The 23839-nt window shown below is 31.4% G+C and carries 25 protein-coding genes and 2 pseudogenes; 8 read left to right on the top strand and 19 right to left on the bottom strand.

Annotated features, from left to right (window positions below; genetic code table 11):
• Positions 1–127: 127 nt before the first annotated feature.
• The 5 genes from NST14_RS13695 to NST14_RS13675 all read left to right on the top strand — a co-directional run bounded on the left by NST14_RS13695 (position 128) and on the right by NST14_RS13675 (position 4589).
• Positions 128–979: a patatin-like phospholipase family protein gene (locus tag NST14_RS13695; RefSeq protein ID WP_000789271.1), complete on the top strand. Its 852-nt coding sequence runs from the start codon at positions 128–130 to the stop codon at positions 977–979.
• Positions 980–991: 12 nt separating this feature from the next.
• Positions 992–1363, top strand: coding sequence for a YxiJ-like family protein (locus tag NST14_RS13690; RefSeq protein ID WP_000765967.1), 372 nt, complete (start codon positions 992–994; stop codon positions 1361–1363).
• A 253-nt stretch (positions 1364–1616) separates the two neighbouring features.
• Positions 1617–1982: a hypothetical protein gene (locus tag NST14_RS13685; RefSeq protein WP_000428034.1), complete on the top strand. Its 366-nt coding sequence runs from the start codon at positions 1617–1619 to the stop codon at positions 1980–1982.
• An 87-nt stretch (positions 1983–2069) separates the two neighbouring features.
• Entirely contained in the window at positions 2070–3695 is a 1626-nt protein-coding gene (locus NST14_RS13680; RefSeq protein WP_000207492.1) for a DnaJ family domain-containing protein, read from the top strand.
• A gap of 78 nt (positions 3696–3773) precedes the next feature.
• Positions 3774–4589: a YwqG family protein gene (locus NST14_RS13675; RefSeq protein WP_061130446.1), complete on the top strand. Its 816-nt coding sequence runs from the start codon at positions 3774–3776 to the stop codon at positions 4587–4589.
• A gap of 724 nt (positions 4590–5313) precedes the next feature.
• Here NST14_RS13675 and NST14_RS13670 read toward each other — a convergent pair.
• The 3 genes and pseudogenes from NST14_RS13670 to NST14_RS13660 form a co-directional block, all read right to left on the bottom strand.
• Positions 5314–5709, bottom strand: a complete 396-nt coding sequence (locus NST14_RS13670) for a RidA family protein (RefSeq protein ID WP_001169703.1) — start codon at positions 5707–5709, stop codon at positions 5314–5316.
• Positions 5710–5818: 109 nt separating this feature from the next.
• Positions 5819–6904, bottom strand: a complete 1086-nt coding sequence (locus tag NST14_RS13665; protein ID WP_000494910.1) for a hypothetical protein — start codon at positions 6902–6904, stop codon at positions 5819–5821.
• 135 nt (positions 6905–7039) lie between these two features.
• Positions 7040–8017: pseudogene (locus NST14_RS13660) on the bottom strand (LAGLIDADG family homing endonuclease).
• A gap of 249 nt (positions 8018–8266) precedes the next feature.
• On the opposite strand from NST14_RS13660, the pseudogene NST14_RS13655 reads away from it, so the two are divergent.
• Positions 8267–8668: pseudogene (locus NST14_RS13655) on the top strand (MBL fold metallo-hydrolase); the annotation flags it as partial.
• 53 nt (positions 8669–8721) lie between these two features.
• Here NST14_RS13655 and NST14_RS13650 read toward each other — a convergent pair.
• The 13 genes from NST14_RS13650 to NST14_RS13590 all read right to left on the bottom strand — a co-directional run bounded on the left by NST14_RS13650 (position 8722) and on the right by NST14_RS13590 (position 18677).
• Positions 8722–9555, bottom strand: a complete 834-nt coding sequence (locus NST14_RS13650; RefSeq protein ID WP_000269889.1) for an alpha/beta fold hydrolase — start codon at positions 9553–9555, stop codon at positions 8722–8724.
• 45 nt (positions 9556–9600) lie between these two features.
• Positions 9601–10122: an NUDIX hydrolase gene (locus NST14_RS13645; protein WP_229142749.1), complete on the bottom strand. Its 522-nt coding sequence runs from the start codon at positions 10120–10122 to the stop codon at positions 9601–9603.
• Between the two features lie 22 nt (positions 10123–10144).
• Positions 10145–11275 (bottom strand): DNA polymerase III subunit beta, encoded by a 1131-nt coding sequence (gene dnaN / locus NST14_RS13640; protein ID WP_229142748.1) that lies wholly within the window; start codon positions 11273–11275, stop codon positions 10145–10147.
• Positions 11276–11305: 30 nt separating this feature from the next.
• A complete protein-coding gene (locus NST14_RS13635) occupies positions 11306–11749 on the bottom strand; it encodes an NUDIX hydrolase (protein ID WP_000757633.1) in 444 nt (147 codons plus the stop codon).
• A gap of 214 nt (positions 11750–11963) precedes the next feature.
• Positions 11964–12389, bottom strand: a complete 426-nt coding sequence (locus NST14_RS13630) for a GNAT family N-acetyltransferase (RefSeq protein ID WP_214328907.1) — start codon at positions 12387–12389, stop codon at positions 11964–11966.
• A 189-nt stretch (positions 12390–12578) separates the two neighbouring features.
• The gene (locus tag NST14_RS13625) at positions 12579–13205 is read right to left on the bottom strand and encodes a cadmium resistance transporter (protein ID WP_073536480.1); all 627 of its coding nucleotides are present in this window, start codon (positions 13203–13205) and stop codon (positions 12579–12581) included.
• Between the two features lie 270 nt (positions 13206–13475).
• The gene (locus NST14_RS13620) at positions 13476–14684 is read right to left on the bottom strand and encodes an L-lactate MFS transporter (RefSeq protein ID WP_073536481.1); all 1209 of its coding nucleotides are present in this window, start codon (positions 14682–14684) and stop codon (positions 13476–13478) included.
• Positions 14685–14968: 284 nt separating this feature from the next.
• Positions 14969–15112: a hypothetical protein gene (locus NST14_RS13615; RefSeq protein ID WP_000653680.1), complete on the bottom strand. Its 144-nt coding sequence runs from the start codon at positions 15110–15112 to the stop codon at positions 14969–14971.
• Between the two features lie 31 nt (positions 15113–15143).
• Positions 15144–16160, bottom strand: coding sequence for a serine hydrolase domain-containing protein (locus NST14_RS13610; RefSeq protein ID WP_229142747.1), 1017 nt, complete (start codon positions 16158–16160; stop codon positions 15144–15146).
• A 101-nt stretch (positions 16161–16261) separates the two neighbouring features.
• Positions 16262–16528: a heterocycloanthracin/sonorensin family bacteriocin gene (locus NST14_RS13605; RefSeq protein ID WP_001071388.1), complete on the bottom strand. Its 267-nt coding sequence runs from the start codon at positions 16526–16528 to the stop codon at positions 16262–16264.
• 203 nt (positions 16529–16731) lie between these two features.
• Positions 16732–17178 (bottom strand): NUDIX domain-containing protein, encoded by a 447-nt coding sequence (locus NST14_RS13600; protein WP_076873861.1) that lies wholly within the window; start codon positions 17176–17178, stop codon positions 16732–16734.
• Positions 17179–17200: 22 nt separating this feature from the next.
• Complete coding sequence (locus NST14_RS13595) at positions 17201–17659, bottom strand: GNAT family N-acetyltransferase (protein WP_001025602.1); 459 nt, start codon at positions 17657–17659, stop codon at positions 17201–17203.
• 106 nt (positions 17660–17765) lie between these two features.
• Positions 17766–18677, bottom strand: a complete 912-nt coding sequence (locus tag NST14_RS13590; RefSeq protein ID WP_103141138.1) for a DMT family transporter — start codon at positions 18675–18677, stop codon at positions 17766–17768.
• Between the two features lie 145 nt (positions 18678–18822).
• On the opposite strand from NST14_RS13590, the gene norG reads away from it, so the two are divergent.
• Positions 18823–20259, top strand: coding sequence for an efflux pump transcription regulator NorG (norG, locus tag NST14_RS13585; RefSeq protein WP_445662294.1), 1437 nt, complete (start codon positions 18823–18825; stop codon positions 20257–20259).
• Positions 20260–20303: 44 nt separating this feature from the next.
• Here norG and NST14_RS13580 read toward each other — a convergent pair whose 3' ends face one another.
• On the bottom strand, positions 20304–20834 hold the full coding sequence (locus tag NST14_RS13580; RefSeq protein ID WP_000495181.1) for a DUF4269 domain-containing protein: 531 nt from the start codon (positions 20832–20834) through the stop codon (positions 20304–20306).
• Positions 20835–21007: 173 nt separating this feature from the next.
• On the opposite strand from NST14_RS13580, the gene NST14_RS13575 reads away from it, so the two are divergent.
• Positions 21008–21469, top strand: coding sequence for a DUF2306 domain-containing protein (locus NST14_RS13575; protein ID WP_000021740.1), 462 nt, complete (start codon positions 21008–21010; stop codon positions 21467–21469).
• A gap of 185 nt (positions 21470–21654) precedes the next feature.
• Here NST14_RS13575 and NST14_RS13570 read toward each other — a convergent pair whose 3' ends face one another.
• Both NST14_RS13570 and NST14_RS13565 read right to left on the bottom strand, forming a co-directional pair.
• Complete coding sequence (locus NST14_RS13570) at positions 21655–22518, bottom strand: glycerophosphodiester phosphodiesterase (RefSeq protein WP_101219219.1); 864 nt, start codon at positions 22516–22518, stop codon at positions 21655–21657.
• A gap of 45 nt (positions 22519–22563) precedes the next feature.
• Positions 22564–23364 carry a GNAT family N-acetyltransferase gene (locus tag NST14_RS13565; RefSeq protein ID WP_101219217.1) on the bottom strand — a complete coding sequence of 267 codons (801 nt, stop codon included), beginning with the start codon at positions 23362–23364 and terminating at the stop codon, positions 22564–22566.
• Positions 23365–23839 lie beyond the last annotated feature (475 nt).

The following is a 23839-nucleotide window of genomic DNA, read 5'->3' as shown; positions in this document are numbered from 1 at the left end:
CAACTCGGTGTGAAGTTATGATATTACATTAGTAGTTTCTGGCTATTGTTGTAATCCTTTTATACAACCTCATCTTAATATCTTATGCTAATATGTAAGTAAGAAAAAAGAAGCAGAGGGATATAGCATGAAAAATATCGGTTTAGTATTAGAAGGCGGAGGAATGAAAGGTTTATATACTGCAGGCGTACTCGAATATTTTATGGAAAAGAACTTATTTTTCCCTTATGTAGTGGGCGTATCCGCCGGAGCTTGTATGGGAGCAACTTATTTATCACGTCAAAAAGGGAGAAATAAAAAAGTAAATACAGAGTTAGTAGCAGATCATCGCTATATATCTTATCGAAATTTAATTCGAAAACGTGAATTATTTGGAATGGATTTTTTATTTGATGAAGTACCGAATAAAATTGTACCGTTTGATTTTCAAACTTTCTTAAACTCAAATGAACAGTTTGTTATAGGAACGACTGACTGCAAATCAGGACAAGCTATTTATTATAATAAAGCAGAACACGGAAATGATATTTTAAAAATCATTCGTGCATCTAGCTCAGTACCGTTTATAGCGCCTGCTGTAGAATATGATAATCGAAAATTACTAGATGGAGGAATTATAGATCCTATTCCGGTTTTAAAAGCGCAAACTGATGGTTATGAAAAGAACGTTGTAATTATGACAAAACCAGAAGGATATGAGAAGCAACGAAATAAATTTTCTAGCCTAGCTAAAATTTTATATAGGAAATATCCGAATATCGCACAATCTTTAGTAGAACATTATCGTTTTTATAATGAGACGATATCTTATATGAATCAAATAGAACAAAAAGACAACTTTTATATTATTCAGCCTAGCGTACAGCTTCCAATAAGCGGAATAGAAAGAAGTAAAGAAAAGCTCGTTAATTTATATAATCTTGGCTATACAGATGCTCAATATCATTATGAAAACTTATTAAATTGGATAGAAAACTAAAGGGGTGGAAAGTTGAAGTTAGGAAAAAGGGTTATTTTTAATGAATTGCAGAAAATGCATAGTCCACTGCATAAACCGTTTCCGAATTGTGACATTCGAAAAATACGAAAAGATTTTAATAATATGTTTACAGAAGATGATTGTATAAGCGCTGATTTAAATTATTATTGGATGCATACAGCAGGTACTTTAAGTTACGTGCTTAATAATAATGAACAGGAGATTGTGTTCAATCAAATAAAGTGGCTAAGGAAATCTTTGTTTGAATGGTTTCCACAATATCGTTTTTTAGAAACAGAGATTATGAAGTATCCCATTTTGTATAGAGATTTCATGAATTATGAAAAGACTCGAAAGTTATTACTTTATTACCTTACTGATTAAAAACGTACAAGCGGTGCTACTTGTACGTTTTTTGTTCATAAAATATTCAATATTAACAACTTGTTCATGTAGGTATTTTAACGAGAAAAAAGAAGTACATATAGAGAATGTGTGAGGGAGGAGATAGAAGTTTGTTAGCTGTTTTCCTTTCAATTCATGTCCAACTCAAATATTTCGAGTAAAATTCGCTTCTAAATGGTATTATCAAATATCAAGAAAACTAATTTAGAAACGAAGAAGGGACAGGTTTAATATGGAAAACATATCAAATGTAGATAAAGTAGAATCAATTAAATCTTTACAGTCAACAATCCGTAAACTTGAAAATGCGCTATCTCAAATGACTCAAAAAGGCTCAAACACTACTTTAGTGAAAAAAAGACTCAAAGCAGCTAGTATCGGCTTAGCTATGTTAGAAAGTATTTGGAATCAAGAAACCCATCATTACACGCAAGAGGATTTAGCAGACGCTCGAAATGTTCTAATTGGTTTGCTTCCATCAATTGAAAAGATTTATGTTAAGTCAAAGCTCGGGAGTCCTCAAAGAACTCTTTTAGAAAGAAGAATAAAATCATTGGAACTTTCTATTCAAGCAATTGATCATTTTTCTAATCAATAACTTCTCTAAACACATAACTTACGACTACTTTTATATAGGGATTCTAATGAAAAACTACATATAGAATACTACAAAGGAGGAAGAGAGGTGACTACAATAATCAGTCCTAAGTTAGAGAAGCTTAAAAATCAATTAAAGAATGGAAACGAAAAAGCTCTTTATACTTTTTTGGATGAAATCAAGTCAAATCATACACCACTAGTAGAACAATGTCCTATAGATAATCAGTATAAACTTATAACGTATATATGGTTAGGTGATCAAAATACTGAAAATGTTTATGTAGTCGGTAGTTTTCCTGGTTGGGATCTGTCTGTAAATCAATTACAACGATTGTTACAGACAGATATTTGGTATGTTACGTTTAGGACGAATAAAAGGTTCATTTCAACTTATTATTTTACAGTAAATGATTTTTTCAAAAATGATTGGAGAAAGCGTAGTGAACAGTACCGACTAGACCCATTCAATGAAAATGTATTTGGAGAAGGTGCCAATAAAGCGTCTGTGTTAAAAATAGATATGGAAGTGCAGTATAGCAGTCGTTTTCCTTCAAATGATTATCCATCCGGAAAGATTGAAACATATTCTTTTTATAGTTCGATTTTAAATAACACACGTAAAATTCATATTTATACGCCTCATGATTATTCTCACACTTCACATCTTCAAGAACTTCTCATTGTATTTGATGGGAATTCATTCATTAATGACCTTTCAATCATAAAAACACTTAATTATTTAATTTACGAAAAAGAAATCCCATCGTGTATTGCTGTTGCCATAGATCCTGTTGATAGATTAGAAGAGCTAACTTATAACGATAAAATGAATACATTTTTAAGGAAGGAATTACTTCTGTGGATTCAGGCTAAGTATCGTGTGCATAAAGAAGCGAAACATACAACAATTGCAGGTTTCAGTCTTGGTGGCCTAGCAGCTTTTTATGCAGCACTTCAAAATCCATATATTTTCGGAAATGTGTTGTCAATGTCTGGATCCGTACATTGGGAAAAGGATAATTACGAAAATACAATTCCTTGGATTGAAAATCAAATTTCATCAATAGATTTTAATACGACTCATCTCAATTCTTACATAGCAGTAGGTGAACTTGAAAACGAACCTCTTTTAACGGCTAATAAACGGCTATATAGAGCTTTAGAAGAAAAGAAATACCAAACCACTTATGAAGAGTTTCAAGGCGGACATGATAGCGTGTGGTGGCGAGAAAAGCTATTCGATGGATTAAGGGCATTAGAACTTACAAAAACGACACTAAAAAATAAAAAGGAGAGAGAATCTATGAATCAAGAAGAACTAGATAAAAAACTAAAAAAGCAAGAGATTTTAGTAAAAGATGAGAAAGTTTGGTCCTATACGTATGAGGATCATATTAGTTCTATCGTTAAAGAAGCAGAAAAGAAAGGGTCTTTTGATAATTTACCTGGTAAAGGGAAACCACTGAATCTTGATAAAGATCTTTCGTACAATCCTGAAAAACAACTGTATAGAACTTTGAAAAATAATCATGTTTTACCTAGGTGGATTGAGATTTCAAAGGAAATTGATGACTTAAAAGAAAAACTAAAAGAAAATACAAATACTGCAGAAGCAGCGAATTTAATTCGGACTATTAATAAAAAGGTTTTAGAACATAATTTACTTTGTCCAGCAAGTGCGCAAAAAACGAGGGTGAAAACGGACTTTTAACAATTTTTCATGAAGCTATCTCTTGCTATATAATTAAGTAAGGCATTTTCAATTCATTATGAAAGGGAGGCAAATGTGATGAAGAATACGTATCAACTTCAAATTCCGAAAGAACTAGAGCAGTATCGTAGTATTTTAGAAGAAAGTGTAAAACCGTATATTAAAGTGTCTGGAACATTAGCAGAGACAACCCTTTTTGAAAGTAAGTTTGGTGGTTATCCGTATTTACCTATAGATCAAGAGCATCCTAAAGATTCAAATGGACAACCTATGATGTTACTTGCACAGTTAAACTTTGAAGAAATTCCGCATGTTGAATATATGCCCCAAAAAGGAATATTGCAGTTTTTCGTAAGTACTGATGATGAGCTTTATGGAGCAGATTTTGATCACCCAACAATCCAAAAAGACTTTCGAATTATTTATCATTCTAAAATTACTGAAGATTTAAATAAGGTAATTACTGATTTTAGTTATTTAAACATTTTAGAAATAGAAGACTTTATCATACCTGAAGCAGCAAAATTACAATTTGAATTAGATTATCAACCCATAACATCTAGAGATTATCGATTTGAAAAGATGTTTAGTGAGGATATTGATTGGGAAGAAATTGTTGATGAAGAAAATAATACAGAATTAGGCGAACTGTATGATGATTTATGTAAAGATTTCGGACATAAAATTGGTGGTTATCCATTTTTTACACAGACAGATCCAAGGGAATGGGAAGAAAAATACCAACAACATGATATATTATTACTACAAATCGATACAGACGACTCATTAAATATTATGTGGGGAGATTCTGGTGTTGCTAATTTCTTTATTAAAAAAGAAGATTTGTTAAATCTAGATTTTTCCAATGTTATTTACAACTGGGATTGCTACTAAAAAGATATAAATGAAATACTAGCAAGCTAAAAAATCTTCCTGAAGGTGAGGGAGATTTTTTTATGTTAAAAATAAACGTTATGTTAACTAGAGTGTAAGATAATACGAATAATAAAAGTCAAGCGTAAATAACAGAAATAACAAGAAATAATGTAAAGTTGTAAAACGTGTGTAAATAGCAATAAATTTATAAAGTACAACATAAAATAAAATTATTAATTTATATTTTGTAAAAAGATTTTTCCGCATAAAAAAATTGTTACTGATCAAAAATGTTTTTGATTCGTTAAATCTTAATCAATAATCGATTAAGATTTGCTGTGATGAATTTATAAATAAAAAAAAGATAAAAAACTGTATAAATGCGTTTAAAGAAGATTTTATGTGAATCTCACTAAAAATCTCTGTTTCGTCTCATTAAGTATAGTTTACTTGTATTTTGATACCTGATATTACTTTGGTTCTATAACTGCCTATAATATATATTATGTTAACTGGATAAAAGTAATAAACTTATTATATGTTAGTTTGTATTGTTACGCTTCCCTTTTCATCAGATTCATTCTGTATAATCAATTGTGTGCTTATTTGTTGTTGTTTTATGAGTTGTTGATGATAATGTCTCCAGATATAAATTATATTTAAGACAATAAAAAATGCAATCCGTTTTAAATGAACACATTAAACGAATTGCATGGATATGATTCATAATAAGTTTTTAAAATTAGTTTGCTACAGCAATTGCTTCGACTTCAATTAATAAGTTATCGTTAATTAACTTTCTAACTTCGACAGCTGAACTTGCCGGTGGATTATTAGTATCAATGTATTGATCTCGAATATCTCTAACAACGGCCATTTGAGAAATGTCTGTTAAGAAAAATGTTAATTTTACTACATCATTGAAATTTAAGCCTGACGCTTCTAATGCGATTTTAATATTTTCAAATACTTGTCGTGTTTGTGTAGCTAAATCATTAATTCCAACAATTTGACCGTCTATATTAATTGCTACTTGTCCAGATATGTAAATCGTTCGTTTAGCGTTACTAACTTCCACTACATGTGAGTATCCAAAAGTTGGTGGCATCGTTTCTGGATTGATAAATTTCTTTTGCATGGCTCTTCTCCTCTTTGAATATCTTATTTTCTTTATATTAGATTTTAAATTCAGATTTTACCGTTCAGCTGCTACATTTGTAAAAGTATATTAGCACTTTAATTTAAAGTTATTGATGGATTATGTACGTTTGATTTTTTGGGGTGCTTGTTATAATTACACCTTGTTTTATTAATTCTTCAGTTACTTTTGTATAGAAAAAGTGATACCACCAGATAAAAAACTCTTCATAAGTAATTTCTTTTGAGTATCTGCTGCTGGCAAAGTATTGTTTTAAAGGTTTATCGTTTTCATTGAATAATAAGACTAAATCTTCACTGATTGTGTTTGCAATTTCGTTAAGTATAAATAAGTCTGTTGATTTAAATACAGGGATAACAGGTTGTGAATTTTGATATAAGCCTAATTTTTCGTAAACTACGTTTAAATGTAAGTCTTTTTGTCTATCTGCTGCTACGAAACCTTTTACTAATTGTTTTTTCTTATAATTAATATCGGTACTATTGTTTTGAAAATATTCTTTAAATGTTTCGTTATCTGCTGTTATTAAATTTAATGTTGAATATCGAGAATTTCCATAAAGACCAATTTGAACTTCTCCTAAATCTAAATACGTATTACCATACATCCCGAAAGCCTCTATATCTGTTAGTTCTTGTTCTTGAATAGCATAATAATATCGTTTCTTATTTCTTAAAGGTCGTTTCTTTTTTAAATAGTTTTCTTCAATGTAATTTATTTGTCCAAAATCTAATAACACACCACTATACAATAAAAGACTATAAGATTCTCTAGATAAATGATTAAACGTGTCGATTCTTTTTGAAATATCTTCAATATGACTTGAATAGTTTTCAAAAATCTTAAGTGTTGGTTTAATTAGAGGTTCACAAAGATTATAAAGCTTTTCTCCTTCACAAACTGTTATAATCATACACGTTGGATAGTACCTCCCTCCTATTTGTTTCAATAGCCCCTCTGCTTCTAATAAATTAACGCGCTTTTCAAATTCATCATTCGTCCAATTTAACATCATTTTTATAGCATTTGACTCAAAACCAAGATGAATCAATACAAGTAAATATTGAAGTTTCGTTCCTTTTATTTTTATAGATGGCGAATTATCTCCAGACGAAATCATTTTTGCTTCATAAGCTGTATGTAATATATTCTCCGGACTATTATTAGTGAACATTTCATATTCTCTCCCTTACTAATAAATTCATTATAAAATCTATGTATTTATTAAGTTCTATAAACGAAAATGAGTGTCCTCTAATAATCCCAAATTAAAAACCTTAGCATAGATATACTAAGGTTCCTTACATTTTTATAATGAATGAATTCTTTCATAGTCTTTTTTAAATTGATTATCATTTTTTAACCAACTTTTAAAAGTTGGTTCTTTTATTTCTAAAATGGAACAAGTTTTAGCGATACATTTATTTTTCATATATTCCTTAAGGAAATTTTGTTTTCTCTGCTTAACAGCAGCTTAAGTTCTTTTTAGCTTTCGATCTTTTAATTGATCTAGACTTAGACTTTCTTTCTGAAATTCTTTATATTTTCTATGCAGATAAATATCTTTATCTTTATAAATCCACTTTGGAAATAGTTGTATTGGTTTTCTTCCGGTTAAAATGACGCGATAATGTTTATTTTGATTTAGTAATTCGGCTGGTAAATTATGATTTTGTAGTACCTGATTTAAAGAATTCATAAAGCTATATGATCCTCCTACAAAGCTTACTGTATAAGTTTCATACTTGACGTAACCATCCCCATCAAAATATCCACGAACAAAATGATGTAAATATTCTTCTGGTACGAAAGGGAATTCAATGTTAAAAGATTTACATGGCATAATTCCATGTATGTTCATAAGGTCATCTTTTATTGTTTTGCTATTAATATTTAGCATATATACACCTGTTTTTTTGTTTTGGTATAGCGGCTGATTTGTTTTTAGTTCTTTTTTTATGTCTTCTAAAATATAACTTTCTTTTTGTGATATACTGACGCATTGATTTTCTTTTGGTATAACACCGTCAGCTGCTATAAACCCTAAAATATAAGCCATGTTATTTGACCACGTTTTAAAATAATCTTCTGTTATGTCATACTTTCTCTTCCAGCTCCCTATAGTGCGCCTTGGCACGTTGCTGTCTGATAGAACCATACGAATATACCTTGCAGACACATTAGCAAGCGTAGCTATTTCTGAGGTACTCTTCCCTTCTGTATATAGCTGCGTTATTTCAGATTTTGATAGTTTACATTTTGATTTCTTTTTTCTCTCTATTTGCACTTACATCCTCCCCTTCCTTTTAATAATTAGGGACATATTTTCTTCTATAACATATAACAAAACGTATGTTCTTTGTTACTTGTAAGAAGAAATTTACTAAATTAAAACAATTTACATTTACTTAGTATTCGTTTTATCTGCTGCTGCATGGTTTTTATTTTGTATATAAGAATAATGAATTTGACAAATTTATTAAATGTACTGCAATTACGGTGAAAGGTAAAATGATTTCGTTTAAACTACAAATAGCCACAGTTTGGAGATGCCTCTTCCCCGTTTCCTCTGTTTAATAGTAAACGTTATAGTGGTGCTTTTTCTTTAGAGCATGAAGATCTTCAAGAGATTGATGCAAAATACGGTCCATTCGATCTTACGTTAATGGAATGCGGGCAATATGATCCAAGGTGGTCTGCAATTCATATGTTGCCTGAAGAAACAGTACAAGCTCATATTGATGTACAAGGAGAATTACTTCTTCCGATTCATTGGGGTGCTTTTACATTAGCATTACACGAATGGAGTGACCCGATAGAACGTGTTACGAAAGAAGCTAACCGTTTAGGAGTTAAAATTACAACACCTCAAATTGGCGAATCTATTACGTTAAAATCTACAGACTATCCTAGGTATGCTTGGTGGCAAAAAGTCTAATTATAATAAAAAGCGAATCGTCTTATATAAAAGATTCGCTTTTTACTTATTGATTATAATGTATCGTTGACAAACTGATTAAACTTGTCTATTTCTTCAACAAATGGATTATGATTACTTTCTTCAAATTTAGTTAATGTTGCGTTCGGGATTAAATTTGCTATTTCACGAGAAAATATGTAGGGACATTGTGCATCATGCTTACCACAGTATATAAAACTTGGGATTTTTACGAATTTAAGTTTCTGACGAACATCATAATCTTTATATTCAACTTGTCTAAAATAATTTAACCGATTGCCAACTGTCTTTCCGCTATTTGGCAATTTTAATGCCTCTTCAAGCTTTTCTTCAGAATAAAAAGACATAAGTGCCCACTCTCTACTTAATGCTTTTCTTTCTTCTTGTACTGTACTATCATCATTTAATGCATTCATAATTGATACGATTCTATTAAATTTTACATTTTCACTACAATATATACTATCTTTATGAGATGCATATTCCTTGCTCGCCGCTGCGCCACCAACAATTATTTTCGTTAAACTTTCTTGTGCTTCAGTCGCATATACAAGAGCTAACATCCCTCCTGTCGAATGACCAGCAAACCCCCACTTATTAATATATAAAGCTTCTCGAATCGCTTCTAAATCTTTAATCGTTTCGGTCATACTATATTCAGAATCAGTTTTAGCCAAATCTGAATTGCCACATCCTTTTAAGTTAACTAAATATACGCTATAATGGTCAGTAAATGGGTTTGCAAAAGTATTTCCATTATCATTATACTCACTATACAAATGAGTAACGCAAAGTGGAGGTCCTTCTCCCTTTAGAAAATATTCAAACTTTCCTCTTGGAGTTTTGATAATATTTGTTGTCCACATATCGAATCTCCTATCTGAAATTTTCATTTTCTCTTAGTTTGTTATTTAAAAGCGAATAGTATTATATAAAGAAGTAAGTAACCTATCCTGCTTAACCAATTTCTGATTCCTATAATTTATTAATTTATGATTAGATAAAATAAAATTATGCTCTAATATTAATTCATTGTGGAGCACTTCAACTAAAAATTTAGGGATCATCTCTCCTACGCCGTAATTATAGTCACTAAGAATCCAAGAAACCTCTTTCCAATCTAAAATTCCTTCTGAGACTTTTTTTGGAGTGTGATATATAAATTCATGAAGTAACTCTACTAGATAAACATACATTCCGCCAGAATATGAAGAATCCTCCCATGTAATAATGCCTTTAAATTGAATTTGATCATGCGTAACTTTTATATTAGTCTCTTCTTTTATTTCACGAATGGCATTTTCTAAAGGTGTTTCTCCTGGTTCTATCTTCCCTCCTACCCCATTCCACAATCCTTTTACAGGGTCATATTTTCTATTTAGCATAAGTATCTCTTCATTTCTTTTTATAAAACATAAAGTGTGTTTGTACATAATGTGATTCCTTCCTCCGTTTTTAATAAGCTCTAACTGGAGATATAAGATGGATTGCTGCACATTGTGTCCCTGCTTCAATTAATATTGGTCTCATAGAACCGCTGAAACTTAAAGTAACCGTTTCTTCTTTTATTGCCCTTAAAGCATCCAACATAAATCGTCCATCGAAAGATATATTGAATTGTTTTTCACCTTGAATTGCATCTATCTGTTGTGTCTCAGATATTTTTCCAATCTGAGAAGCATTAGAAGAAACTTTAATTGTAGATTCATTTACAATTTCTAAGTTAACATTGTTATTTGCCCATTCACTTGCTAATAAGCTTGATCGATCTACCCCTTGTAACATTCTTTGTCTATCTATGTTAATGACTGTTTGAAATTCATTTGGAATTAAACTAGATATATTAGGATATTTCCCTTCAATTAATCTTGAATATAACGTAGTTGTGCCGAATGTAAAAATAATGTGACTTTCTGATAGATAAATAGAAACGAATTCTAAATTGCTGTTCATTAATTTTAAAAGTTCATTAATGGTTGCACTTGGTACAATACAATTCGCTTTCATATTAGTAGAAATTAATGTTTCATGTATAGCTAGTCTATGAGAGTCAGTTGCAGCGCATATTAATTTGTTATGGTCTAACTCGATATGTACGCCGGTAAGAACGGGTCTAGATTCATTTTTCGCTACTGCAAAGACTGTTTGTTTAAACGCATCAATCAATTGTTTTGTTTCTATTTGTATTTCTGCATGATCGTCTATTTGTGGTACGTTAGGAAATTCATTCGCTGGAAAACCATTTAAGTTTAATGTGATTTCTTCTGATTGTATGGTAATTGTTTGCTCATTCTTACTTTTTATTACTATATCGCTTGGCATTTTCTTTATAATTTCAATGAAGTATTTTGCAGGTACAACAATAGTTCCTGCTTTTAAGGTAGTCGTAATTTGTTCGTCATCCATGGAACTAGGGATGAATTTTTCGATGAAAATATTTGAATTACTTGCGATTAAAGTAATTCCAGATTGATCTGCAGTTATTTTTATACCGGATAGTATAGGAATTACAGCTTTCGTAGATATTGCTTTACTTACTTCTGAAAGTGCTTGAGTGAAATGTTTATGATTAACCATAAACTCCATTTTTTCCCCGCCTTACATGAAATGATAGTTTTATGAAGATTGATGAATGATTGTTCCGTTAAAAAAGTAAGGTACTGTTTCTTTCCTTTGTAATATATTTAATAAGTGTTCTGGTATTCGTAAATGCGGTTCTGCTCTATGTAATTCCATCCAAGTAATCTCTTCAATTTCTTTTGGCCTTGTTATATTTGTTTCCCCGCCGATTATTTCACCTAAAAAATTAAAGAATATTGCATGGTGTCCTCTCTCCTCGAAAAAAGCTTCGCTAATGTAACAAATACCCTTTACAGTTATATGTAGACCGGTTTCTTCTTTAACTTCTCGAATGACTGCCTCCTCTAACGTTTCTCCTAATTTAACTGCACCACCTGGTAGTGTGTAATAAGAACCATTCTTCCCTTTGTTTTTTACCATTAAGATCTTTTCATTTGTTTTATCGTATAAAAGCGCATATGTAACATTTACTTTTTTCATCTAAGTCCACCTTCAATAACAAGAATTTTCTGTCTTTGTTACATTCTACCATTTAATCGTTTTAAAATATAAAAAAATTAATAGAGTATTTCATTTATCTACCCTTAGTAAAGGTAATAATTGATCCCCCTTCATTTCTAAATAAAAAGAACGTATTTTGAAAGTAATTATTCAACGTACGCTCTTTATGATTTGATTGATTCATTTTGGGATTCTATATATTTTCTAACCTTTTTTCCAAATAGTATCGATTATGCCCTTTAGGGTGATCTTCACTTACTCCAATTACTTTATATCCATGTTTTTTATAAAAAGCAGGTGCCTGAAAGCTAAAAGTATCTAAATTGATTAGGCTACACTCTTTTTCAAGTGCAAATTCTTCAATAAGTTTTATTAACTTGGTTCCATAACCTTCGTGTCTATATTCTTCAGAAACCCATAAGAAATCAACATGTACGTGGTGCCAAAATGTAATTCCAGTTATTCCGCCTACTATTTCTTCATTTTCATTTTTCAATATAAAACTAATTTTTTCTGAAGGCTTTTTCTCTTCATCTGAAATATGTTTTTGATTATATTCAATTACTTTTTCTCTTATGTAATCACTATCTTCTTGGACCCATTGTTTTACTATTTTCATTTTAATTATCACGCTCCTTTTAAAGTATCTATTCAATTTAATAATCGTAATATCCTGTCTAACTTAATTGTCGTAGTGCACTGTTTCATTTCACTAAAATTTAAAAAAGCCGTACTACATTTTATTTGTAGTACGGCTTCTTACCGCGTTTGATTCTTTTTAATTAAAACTTCCGTTAGTTTGAACGTATTAGTAAAATAATTCTATTGTATTACTGCGAAAAAGAATGAACATTCCTAAACCAATTAGAACGATTGGAACGATAATATGACAATTTCTCTCAAGTACTTTAGCAAAAATAGGAGCCCTTAACAATGTGTAGCCAATCAAACACCATATTGCTATCATGCAAAAAAAGATAATTAATGTAACGAAATTTGCTTCCAAGGATTGACTAGTGAACATTGGTATATAAATTGAGATATTATCAGCTCCATTAGCTAATGTAATCGCAGCTACTTTAAATAATGAGCCAGAAGTGTTATCAATGACTTCATTACTTTTGTTAGAACGAAGCGAGAATAGTCCTTTAATCCCCATATAAATTGGCACGAATCCTAATAATCCGATCCACGATATAGGAATGAAAAAAGAGCTTAAGAAACCAATAATACTTAGAAAAATAATTACACTAAACCCCAAATATTGTCCAATAACAATATAAAGTTCTTTTATCTTAGTTTTCCCCTGGAAAGTTCTATCTTCTTCCTTACATACTCCTGTCTTTACTTGTGAAAATAAAACAAGGAGTATAAAAATATCATCAATATTTGTTGAAGTAAATGCAATAAAAGAAGAAATTATAGTTGTAACCAAAATAAGCCAACTACCTTTATAATGAAATGTATGCCTACTAGCGAAGCGGATTAACTGTAGTTTTTTATCAATATTTTGATTCTTTTATAAAACAATATGAATATTTTACTTATCTGCTACTTGATTCGTTAATAAATAAACCACTTTATTGCTTCTAAAATCATTTCATTTTAAATTAAGTAAGTGTATTCTTCCTACACAATGGCTAAAAAGGGAAAATCAAATGTTGTGTAATATAAAAAGAGCCCTTTATGAGGACTCTTTTTAAAATTAAGCTACTTTTCGATATAAATGTTGTGTTTCTTTTTTCTTTTCTGCTTTTGGTGGACGAATTAAAATAGATATAACGAAAGAGATAACAGAAAGTACGCCGATTATAATAAAGGTTGGTTCAAATCCTCCAAGAAGCGCCCCGATGAATGATCCTGCAAGTGCACCAAATCCGAAACCTTGGTATACAATCCCATAATTTGTACTATGGTTTTTTAATCCGAAGAAATCTCCAACAATGGCTGGGAATATAGTGATATTACCGCCAAAGCAAAAGGCAACACTTGCTACACATGCGAAATATATGCCGTAATTTAGCGGAATGAAACTTAATGTAAAGACTGACAATCCAATGATAATAAACGTTGCAGAAACGATTTTCATTCGACCTATTTTATCTGATAACGTTCCAAGAACAATACGACCTACTGTATTAAAAATTGCAATCATTGCAACGGCGTTAGCGGCAGTTGCTGCGCTAAGTCCAACGAGCTGCACTCCGATATCTTTGACCATACCGATTAAATATAGACCGCCCATACACGATGTGAATAGCATAAAAAACAAAAGGTATACTTGTTTCGTTCGCATCATTTCACGAGGTGTATAATCATTGTGTAAAGTCTCAGCTACAGTGTTACTTACTATTGCTTCACGTAAGAAGAACGATCCGATTAATACTAAAAGTAAGACGATAATCCCCCAATATAAAAAGGCTTGTGATACACCAAGGCTGTCGATCAGATTTCCGTTTATATATCTAAAGATTAAGCTACCCATTCCATATGCTGATACAGATATACCTGAAATAAGCCCTTTCCGATTCGGAAACCATTTAATTAAATTAGATAATGATGTGATATAAGCAGTTCCATCGGCATAACCAACTACTACACCAGCTAATAAATATAGTAATGGTAAGGAGGAAACTTGTGAACTTAGTATTAAACCGAGTCCCAGCACAATCCCTGCAGTAGCGATGAGTTTTCGAAGCCCTAATTTTTGCTGTAACTTTCCTGCAAATAATGTTGAAAATGATAAAGAGAAGCTTGTAATGGAGAAAGTTATAGCAACTGAATTAAGGTTCCATCCAAACTTACTTACAAGGGGCTGATTAAATAAACTCCATGTATAAATTGTTCCAAGGCCAATTTGAACAATGATTGTACCTAGAACAATTAGTAACGGATTTATAGAAGTTTGTTTCATACTAACTGTCCCCTTCTTTTATCGTGACATGAATTTTCACAGTTAGTATAACCATCATAAAAAGCAAGATACTGCATGAAAAATGGAAATTGAATTCATGTACACAAAAAGACACTCCATTATGAAGTGTCTTTCTGCAGGTTATATTAGATTTACTTAAAGAAAGCTTTGTTAAGATAAGACATTTTCAAATGCTTATGTATATAGAATACCAAAAGATTTCTGTCATGAGATGGGACTTAAGATGTATTTTTCATTCATCATATAGTCGGATAAACGAAAAATTAATATTCAATTTCATCAAAATCTTTCGGCTGCGGTACCGTTTGCATATTAGCTGCATCTTTTGGATCGCTATAAATTGCATTTTGTTCTGTATTTACATCCTTAATGTTTTGCTTTTTATTTTTGTTCACTTTATCTTTCACTTTCAATCACTCCTTTTTGTTATAGGAGTAATTATTCCCTATTACTGTTACGAAATGTATCAACGACTAAATTACTAAATTCACGTAAATAATATAAATAATTATCACCGCCGTAATTGTATCTTTTATTATACATTTTCGCAACAACTACATTATATTCAGGTATTACTAATATAGTTGGTCCCGTAATTCCTAATATTTGATACGAGCCTTTTGGTACACGTTCGCCTAGTTCACTTAATTGTGCAGGTTCATTTTGAACGAACCAAAACAAGCCATTTTGTGGTAGCTCTTTATTTGCATATGTTGGACTCTGCAAACTCGTAGCGATTTTTATAACTTCTTTTGGAACAATTTGTTTATCATCTATCATACCTTGATTTAAATGAAGGTTGCCCCACTGTGCAAATTCTTTAGCGGAGACAAACAGATTTTTTTCAGTACCGTCATCTACTGTACCAATTTCACTAATTGCGTCTTTATTTGGATTATCAACAACTGCAACTAAATTATCATCTTGCTGTATTCTCCATCCTGTTTCTTGGAAATTAGCAGGTTTAAACACACGCTCTTTTAACAATTCAGGAAAACTTTTGTTATATAGCTGATAAATAAGACGTGTCATCATTCTTACATTAATATCTCTATACGCCCATCCTTGCCCCGGTTCAAATTCACGAAAAATTATCCCGTCATTCGTTTCTTCTAATCCGTGCGAATGTGTTACTAAATTTCTTATCGTCGTTTTACTAAGCAATACAGGATCAAAGTCTTTAAAATATTTTATCGCTTCATCATCAATAGAGTTTATTTTCCCCTCGTAAAGCGCATACGCTATCATTAATCCTAAATAACTTTTTCTAGCAGAAGCAACGTTAAATTGTGAAGATGCTGTTACTTTCTTGCTTGTAGATGTATTTGAGTGATAGCCACTATAATGCTCCAGTACAATTTTGTTATCTTTCATTATGCAAAGCGCTGCTGCAGAGCTATGGTTTTGTTCTTTTATATTTTCTACCCAAGAAATCAACTTATCATATGTATACAAATAAATCCCCCTTAATACACATAAAAATTACAGCTTGAAAGAAAAGTGCAAAATAGTTTTCACACCTTTCCTTCAAGCAAAATATCTTTGATGTTCTATACTTAAATGATCCACCAGTTCCAGCAATTAAAGCAACCGAAACATCCAGCGCATCCTATGCATCCGCCGCAACGACCTGCACAACCACCACATCTGCCGCCACATCCGCCACAGCGTCCACCACAACCTCCGCATCCGCCGCAACGACGTGCATCGTCTTGAATGTAGTAGTATGGATATTGACTTTGTTGTTGATCCCAATACACAACATTACCAGTTTGATAATCATTAAGGTTTAATGATTGTAGTTCTTGTTGAAACTGATTCATTATGAAACCCCTCCATTTATAAATATAAATTCCGTCCACATATTGAAGTTAATAAATGTTAATAAACAAAGTAGAAACAAATGGCTATATACTTGAATACGTACATCAACAAAATATGAACTTACACTAGGTGATGTACCTTGTTTTTCAGCCTATTTTCTTAATCACTTTTTGCTGGACGAATTTATTATTAATAGAGGTTTTTAAAAATTACTAATCCAACAGTTTAGTAGTTCATCACTTAATTTTCTTTCTAGTAACTCTTTAACTGAAGGTTCTGGCATGATTTTATAAGTATGTAAAGCTTCTTGATTATAATCTATCCAGTGAAACGCCAAATGAGATTCTTTAGATTTTGGTATGAAATCAATATGTAGCTCTTGTGAATCTATCTCAAAAATATGATTGATTTCATGGTGAAGAACTTCTCGATCTTGCCATCGGTTTTCTATGACTCCTAAAAATTGTTTTATACTACAATTTACTCCGAGCTCTTCCCTTAGTTCTCTTATTAATGCATTCTCAGCTGATTCGCCAACTTCAACATGACCACCTGGTAAAAAATAATGATGGCCAATATATTCAGCTACTAACAATTTTTTATCCTTTATCATAACAGCTCGTACAATATGATGAAATTTATTGCTCAATTGTTATTCCTCCCATTCATTGTTAAACGAATAAACGATAAACTTCCTCACCATCATAATCATGCCCTAATGGTCGAAAACCATAATGTTCATATAATTTCTTTGCAGAGATATTATCTTTATGTACTGTTAATCTAATTTCTTTACACGCCTTAAACGTATTTTTTATTAAGTATATACTTTCTTGTAATGCCGCTTTTCCATAACCGTTACCTTGCTGCTTTTGATCGATAATAAATCCGTTTATCCAATACATATCAGTTGTTTCTTTTACAACAGCATGCATAACAAAACCAACCATTAGATCGCCATTGTATATCGCAAATGGTTGGTATTCTACAGCGTCCCCATCTGGTTTTATATATACTTTAGCAAGTGAAACTGCTACAGATGGAACGAATTTCGTCTGATTATCTTTAACTTGCAGCTTTAAAGCATCTTCCCAATTCTCTCTCGTAACAACCTTTAACTGGATATTCAATATTTTAAACCCCTTTATTAAGAATATATTTACATATTCAACGTAGTGAAATAATTCCCTGTTTCTTAATTATAAAAAACAGGGAATTATCATTTCTAAATAGAATTTATCCAGTTATATCGTTGTACTTTTCACTTCGAATATCTTTCTTTAATGATACATGCGCTATTAAAACTCCAAGTATAGTAATTACTCCACCAACTACCGAAATAAAAGTAGGTACTTCACCTAACCATACCCAAGCTATAAAACAAGCAATTACTGGCGTTAAATATAGAGAGCTTGTTGCCTCGGAAGCACCAGTATGAGATATAATATAGGCCAATGCAATATACGGGAGTACTGTTGGAAATAAACCTAAATATATAACGCTCAAATTCACTTCAAGAGGAGCCACCAGTATTTCTTGATACATTCCCGGTAAGAAAATAAGCATACATACCGTACTAGATAAAATTGTATATATGGTAAATGGCAAGAAGCCGTACTTTTTTAAGTACGATGTTTGAAAAACGAAAAATAGACTTTCTGAAACGGCTGCTAATAATATAAATAATCCCCCGCTATTAAATTGAATAGACCCCCCTTGACTAAATGATATGAAAGCAATTCCTATAAAGCTAATTACACCACCGATCCATCCATTTGCTTTCATTTTTTCATTTAAAAAAACAAAAGCAAGAACTGCCGTTACTATAGGTGTGACGGAAACGATTAAACTTGCCGATCCAGCATTTACTGTTTTTTCACCATAGTTTAATGCGATGTGATAAAAAGTAAATCCTAAAGCACCAAATAAAAAAATCGCTGGAATATCTTTTAGATCAGGTAATCGTAGTTTGTATAAAAACGAAAACAAAAGAAGTATGAATGAAGCGATTAACAAACGAAGTAAAGTAAGATGTTCAGGTGTGTAAGATTCAAGACCCATACGAATTGCCGGAAAGGCCGTTCCCCAAATTAAAATTGTAAAAGAATGAGCACATATAATTCGATAATCCCATTTTTTATAATTCATGTTTTCTCTCCCCCTTCAAACCAACCACTTTATAATTACCAATTATTTCTTCCCATCATATTTAATAGTTGATACAATGTCTTCAACCAGTTTTTTATCGTAAAAACCAACCACTTGGTATTTTTCAAGTGAACGAAGGAGTTTTTTGATGACAACTAGTAAAAAACTGCCTAAGTATCGGCAGATAGTAGATTATATGAAAGAAAAAATTGAAAATGGAGAATGGCCAATTGGAAGTAAGATCCCTAGTCAAAGGCAGTTAGCAAAATTATTTCAAGTAAATCGTAGCACTGTAATAACTGCACTAGATGAACTTATGGCTGATGGATTGATTCAAGGGAAAATTGGAGCAGGAACAATTGTAACGAATAATACATGGTCATTATTAGCAACAAATCCACCACCTGATTGGAGTCAATATGTAAAGGCCGGTATTCATAAACCAAGCAAGTTAATGGTACGAGAAATAAATGAAGCAGAAGCAAATAACAAGCTTATCCATCTTAGTAAAGGCGAACTTTCTCCTCATCTTTTTCCATTAGAAACGATGCAATCCATTATGAAGAAAGTAAGTGAGGAATTAGACTATTTTGGATATGAGGAACAAAAAGGGTTTTATCCGTTACGTGAAGCAATAAGTAAATACGTAAAATCATTTGGAATACAAGCATCACCAAGTTCTATATTAATCGTCTCGGGTGCATTACAAGCATTACAATTAATATCAATTGGTCTTTTACATAGAGAGTCAACCGTTTTACTTGAACAACCTTCTTACTTATATTCACTTCATGTATTTCAATCAGCAAATATAAATCTATCTGGTATATCAATGGATCCTCACGGTATATTACCTAACGAGTTATTAAAACGAATTAAATACAGTCAGAAGAAAAATATTTTATATTCAATCCCTTGTTTTCAAAATCCAACAGGCATATTAATGTCTAAAGAGCGAAGAAAAGAAATATTAAAAATATGTGAAAAGGAACAGTTACCTATTATTGAAGATGATATTTACCGCGAGTTATGGATTGATGCACCGCCCCCAGCTCCTTTAAAATCAAGGGATAAACATGGACATGTATTATATATTGGTAGTCTCTCTAAGACACTTACCCCAGGACTTAGAATTGGATGGATTATCGGTCCAGAACCGGTTATTGATAGATTATCAGATATAAAAATGCAAACAGATTATGGATCGAGTTCATTATCTCAAAGAGTTGCTGCTGAATGGATAAATAAAGGATTTTATGAGGAACATGTTGCAAACGTAAGAATTCAACTAAAAGAACGAAGACAAATAATGATACGAGCTTTACATAAGCATTGTGCAGATATTGCCACCTGGGATATACCTAGTGGTGGATTTTTTATATGGCTAAAGGTAGTACCTAGCATTCCGATGAAGAAATTATTTTCAAAGGCACTATCAAAAGGGATTCTATTAAACCCGGGACGTATCTATGAAGAAGAATCAGATCGATACATTCGTTTATCATATGGATATGCTTCTCCAGAGCAAATAACTAACGGTATTAAATTGTTAAGCGAATTAATTCGTAAGTTAATGACATAATAAAAACTCCTCTTTTTCCATAGAGGAGTTTTTGTGTATTTTATTTACCACAACCGCATTTCCTGCCCCAACACAATAAGTCCTTCATAAGGATCCCCGTCAATGTTTAATACTTGAGCAAAAGCAGGTTCTGTTTTTAAACCGTTCTCTTTTAAGCGAATAATTTCTTCTCTTATATGTGGATGCTGCATTAATAGCATGTGCTCTACTATCATATGTCTATATGCATTTTGGTTACGCACCGGCTTAGGCTGAGCAAATAATTCAAATTTAAAACCTTCAAATTCAAAATTTACTTTTATCGATTCAGTATTTTTAATTTTTTTCTTTTTTATTTTGAATCCTTCATAAGAGCCATATAAAGATCTCATTTCTTGTTCAAAAACATCAAAGTTATGTACTTCCATTACTATATCTAAGTCAGATTGAAGCGTATCAATTCTAATAGGTATAGTCCCGCAAAGAACGGGGCTATACAAAGCTAAATCCTCCATGATGTTTAGTTTATTCAAAACATCATATACCTTTTGTTGTTTGTCATTCCCTGATTGTAAATATGTAATAGATGTAAACATGGAAGTCTCTCCTTCATTTCACGTAATACGTGACTCACTAAATTCAAGAAAATTTGTCCGTTTAAATTTGTTCTAAGAGTACCTTTATTTCAATATATTAAGACGAACAAACGATGTTTTTCAACTTTTCTCCTATACTGCAATACTATAAAAATAAAAAAGGAGGAATTATTATGAGCATTTTTAACATTCTTTTAACCATCCACATATTATTTGGGACAATATGCTTAATTACCGGTATTGTAGCGATGGTTGCTCAAAAGAAGAAAGGAAAACATACGGAATGGGGCGAAATATATCATGCATCCTATGTTGTCATTACCCTCACTGCAATTATATTATCCATTATAAACTGGGATAAAATCGCATATTTATTTTATGTAGCAATTTTCTCTTATGCTTTTGCGATTTATGGCTACCTTGCACGAAAAAAACGTTGGAAAAATTGGCTTCACCACCATATTAGAGGTATGTTAGGTTCTTATATTGGTGCCGTTACCGCGTTATTAGTAAACATCGGTATTCATATTCCTATTATTAATTTATTGCCGCCTATATGGTTTTGGTTTTTACCTACATTAATCGGTATTCCTCTCGTAGCCAGTGTATCAAAAAAATATAAAAAGCGTAGTTAAAATTCATTACATTTTCGTTACTTTCTGATGATTATTATAAAAAATTATACTCAATGTAATATTTTATTAATAAGTTCAAAATTGTACTGCTTTAAGTTAGTCACTTATAGCTAAATAAAAAGAATCCAATAAAAGTATTGGATTCTTCTTCTATAAACTATTACGTTAAAAATAATATCTTTTAATTAAGACTTTAATAATGAATGTAAACGATCCGGATAATTCGTAAACATCCCGTCCACTCCCCATAAAATTAGCTTTTTCATGTCTGCTTCATTATCTACAGTAAATGGATGAACTTCTAATCCGTGTTTCTTTATTTTCTTTACATAAGCTGCATCAATATATTTGTAGTTCATACCAAGACCTATGCAATATGTACTATACTTCTCTATTTCTGATTCAGTTAATTGAACTGCTTTTTTGTAAGATAGTAATTGGACTAGAGGTATATTAACATGTAAACTATGTAGCTTTTGCAAACTTTCTTCACTAAATGATTGAATAATAACTTTATCCTGTATTTCATAGTGATTGATAATTTCTAATAACTTTTCTTCCATTCCTGGATATTCATCAGGTGATTTGGTTTCAATATAATAGTTCGCGTCATGCCCAAACACTTCAATTACTTCTTCGAGTGTTGGGACTTTAGCATTTTCATATTTTTTCTTTGCTAAAGTTGGATGTTTTTCATTAAAAAAAGAACCTGCCTTTAATTGCTTTAATTCTTCTAATGTATGTTCCTTAACTAGCCCCGTACCGTTTGTAGTACGATTTACTATTTCATCATGCATAGCTACTAAATGTCCATCTTTTGTCATTTGAAGATCAATTTCTATATAATCTGCTTTTAATTGTTGTCCTAATGTATAAGCTGGTATTGTATGTTCCGGCGCATAGGCAGAGGCGCCTCTATGTGCAATATTTTTCATGTGATTTGATTGATTAATAGCTTTCGTGTACTTAAGTTCATTTACTTTATGATAAACAAAAGTACCTATTACTATAAAGGCGAAAATGATTGTAACGATATATATCTTTTTCATAATGATGTATTGACTCCTACATAAAAGCAATTTGGCTTGGATAATTTATTCAAATAAATGTCGATTTTCAAATACAGTCATTTGTCCAACAGATTGAAAACCAGCTTTTTTATAAATAGTAATCCCATCAGGTGAAGCTTGTAATACACATTGAGCAACGTTTAATTCCTTTGCTTCTTGCAGCAAGTAATGAAACATAGTAGAACCAAATCCTTTTCCTCTCATTTCTTCTTTCGTTGCTATATCATAAATACCAATACTATCTTGTGTACACACTAATGAACCAACCGATACGACTTCATCTTTATAAAACCCTAAGTATAGTTTCATATTTTCACTATTCCATAAATGGAAAGAAGCAGTTTGATTGTAGAATGCTTGTACATATTTCCCTTCCTCTGATGTACAAAATAGACTAGCTAACGCTTCTCCAAACTTTTTAATTTGTCCTGACGAAGATGCTTTTTGTATCGTAAAACCTTCTGGCAAGTTTGTTGTTGGATGTATTGTATGTAAGTTTGCTACCATCGCGATATTTTGTTCTGCTTCTTTTAATCCAAGCTTTATTAATTCATTCTTTAAATTACCCTCCAGCTTCTCGTCCCAAAACCAAACACTCATTGGGTACTTCTTTTGATTATAGTATGCTACTTCCTTATATAATTTCTCAATATCTTCCGTTACATTATTGTTTAGTAAAGTAATGATATTAAATGTATCTGCAGGTAAACCACAGTCGACAGCGATGTAATCCTTCGTTTCTTTTACATTCATTCCCTGTGTCTGCCGCGCAATATATGAAGTTTTATATGTAAAATTATCAATTAGTAACTGTTTAAAATTCATTCATTTTGCTCCTTTCATAAAATTTGTATTCGAATACTTCAGTATTAAATATAACATATAAGAAATGTACCTATTTCTATAAAAATATCTCTTTACATTACTCTTTGCGCCCTAAAAGAATAAAAAACGATATAACGTTGTCGGAATGAAAAAAGTGGTATATAATAAATATTAACATTACTAGTAATTATTTTAGGTATTCCTAGAATAAAGGAGCGATACATATGAAAATTACTATTTATTTCGGAAGTCATGAAGATCAAGATGTTCGTACAATGGACTGTCATTTAGATGTAGAAGATACAGAAGAAATTGTTTCTGTATCATAATATAAATTGTATGGATGAACCCTCTTCCCTACAGCGTTTAAGACACCTTTTACAGGTGTCTTTTTTGTTGTTTTTTTCGTCAAAAACCCTTTACTTTATAGCGTTTTAATAGTAAAATATAAATATACGAACAAACGTTCTTTTTA

This window comes from Bacillus sp. FSL W8-0519, from assembly GCF_038005585.1.
Classification (GTDB): domain Bacteria; phylum Bacillota; class Bacilli; order Bacillales; family Bacillaceae_G; genus Bacillus_A; species Bacillus_A paranthracis.
This window is presented reverse-complemented; position numbering and strand designations above follow the sequence as displayed.

Bases quoted from the DNA above. Each gene is read 5' to 3' on its own strand.
- NST14_RS13650 (WP_000269889.1), bottom strand. From the start codon at position 9,555: ATGTGGACAACAAATATTATCAAAACTCCAAGAGGAAAGTTTGAATAT.
- NST14_RS13630 (WP_214328907.1), bottom strand. From the start codon at position 12,389: ATGAAAATAGTAAAACAATGGGTCCAAGAAGATAGTGATTACATAAGA.
- NST14_RS13590 (WP_103141138.1), bottom strand. From the start codon at position 18,677: ATGAATTATAAAAAATGGGATTATCGAATTATATGTGCTCATTCTTTT.
- dnaN (WP_229142748.1), bottom strand. From the start codon at position 11,275: ATGGAGTTTATGGTTAATCATAAACATTTCACTCAAGCACTTTCAGAA.
- NST14_RS13665 (WP_000494910.1), bottom strand. From the start codon at position 6,904: ATGTTCACTAATAATAGTCCGGAGAATATATTACATACAGCTTATGAA.
- NST14_RS13645 (WP_229142749.1), bottom strand. From the start codon at position 10,122: ATGTACAAACACACTTTATGTTTTATAAAAAGAAATGAAGAGATACTT.
- NST14_RS13570 (WP_101219219.1), bottom strand. From the start codon at position 22,518: ATGAAAAAGATATATATCGTTACAATCATTTTCGCCTTTATAGTAATA.
- NST14_RS13575 (WP_000021740.1), top strand. From the start codon at position 21,008: ATGAGCATTTTTAACATTCTTTTAACCATCCACATATTATTTGGGACA.
- NST14_RS13670 (WP_001169703.1), bottom strand. From the start codon at position 5,709: ATGCAAAAGAAATTTATCAATCCAGAAACGATGCCACCAACTTTTGGA.
- NST14_RS13565 (WP_101219217.1), bottom strand. From the start codon at position 23,364: ATGAATTTTAAACAGTTACTAATTGATAATTTTACATATAAAACTTCA.
- NST14_RS13675 (WP_061130446.1), top strand. From the start codon at position 3,774: ATGAAGAATACGTATCAACTTCAAATTCCGAAAGAACTAGAGCAGTAT.
- NST14_RS13685 (WP_000428034.1), top strand. From the start codon at position 1,617: ATGGAAAACATATCAAATGTAGATAAAGTAGAATCAATTAAATCTTTA.
- NST14_RS13605 (WP_001071388.1), bottom strand. From the start codon at position 16,528: ATGAATCAGTTTCAACAAGAACTACAATCATTAAACCTTAATGATTAT.
- NST14_RS13635 (WP_000757633.1), bottom strand. From the start codon at position 11,749: ATGAAAAAAGTAAATGTTACATATGCGCTTTTATACGATAAAACAAAT.
- NST14_RS13695 (WP_000789271.1), top strand. From the start codon at position 128: ATGAAAAATATCGGTTTAGTATTAGAAGGCGGAGGAATGAAAGGTTTA.
- NST14_RS13580 (WP_000495181.1), bottom strand. From the start codon at position 20,834: ATGTTTACATCTATTACATATTTACAATCAGGGAATGACAAACAACAA.
- NST14_RS13620 (WP_073536481.1), bottom strand. From the start codon at position 14,684: ATGAAACAAACTTCTATAAATCCGTTACTAATTGTTCTAGGTACAATC.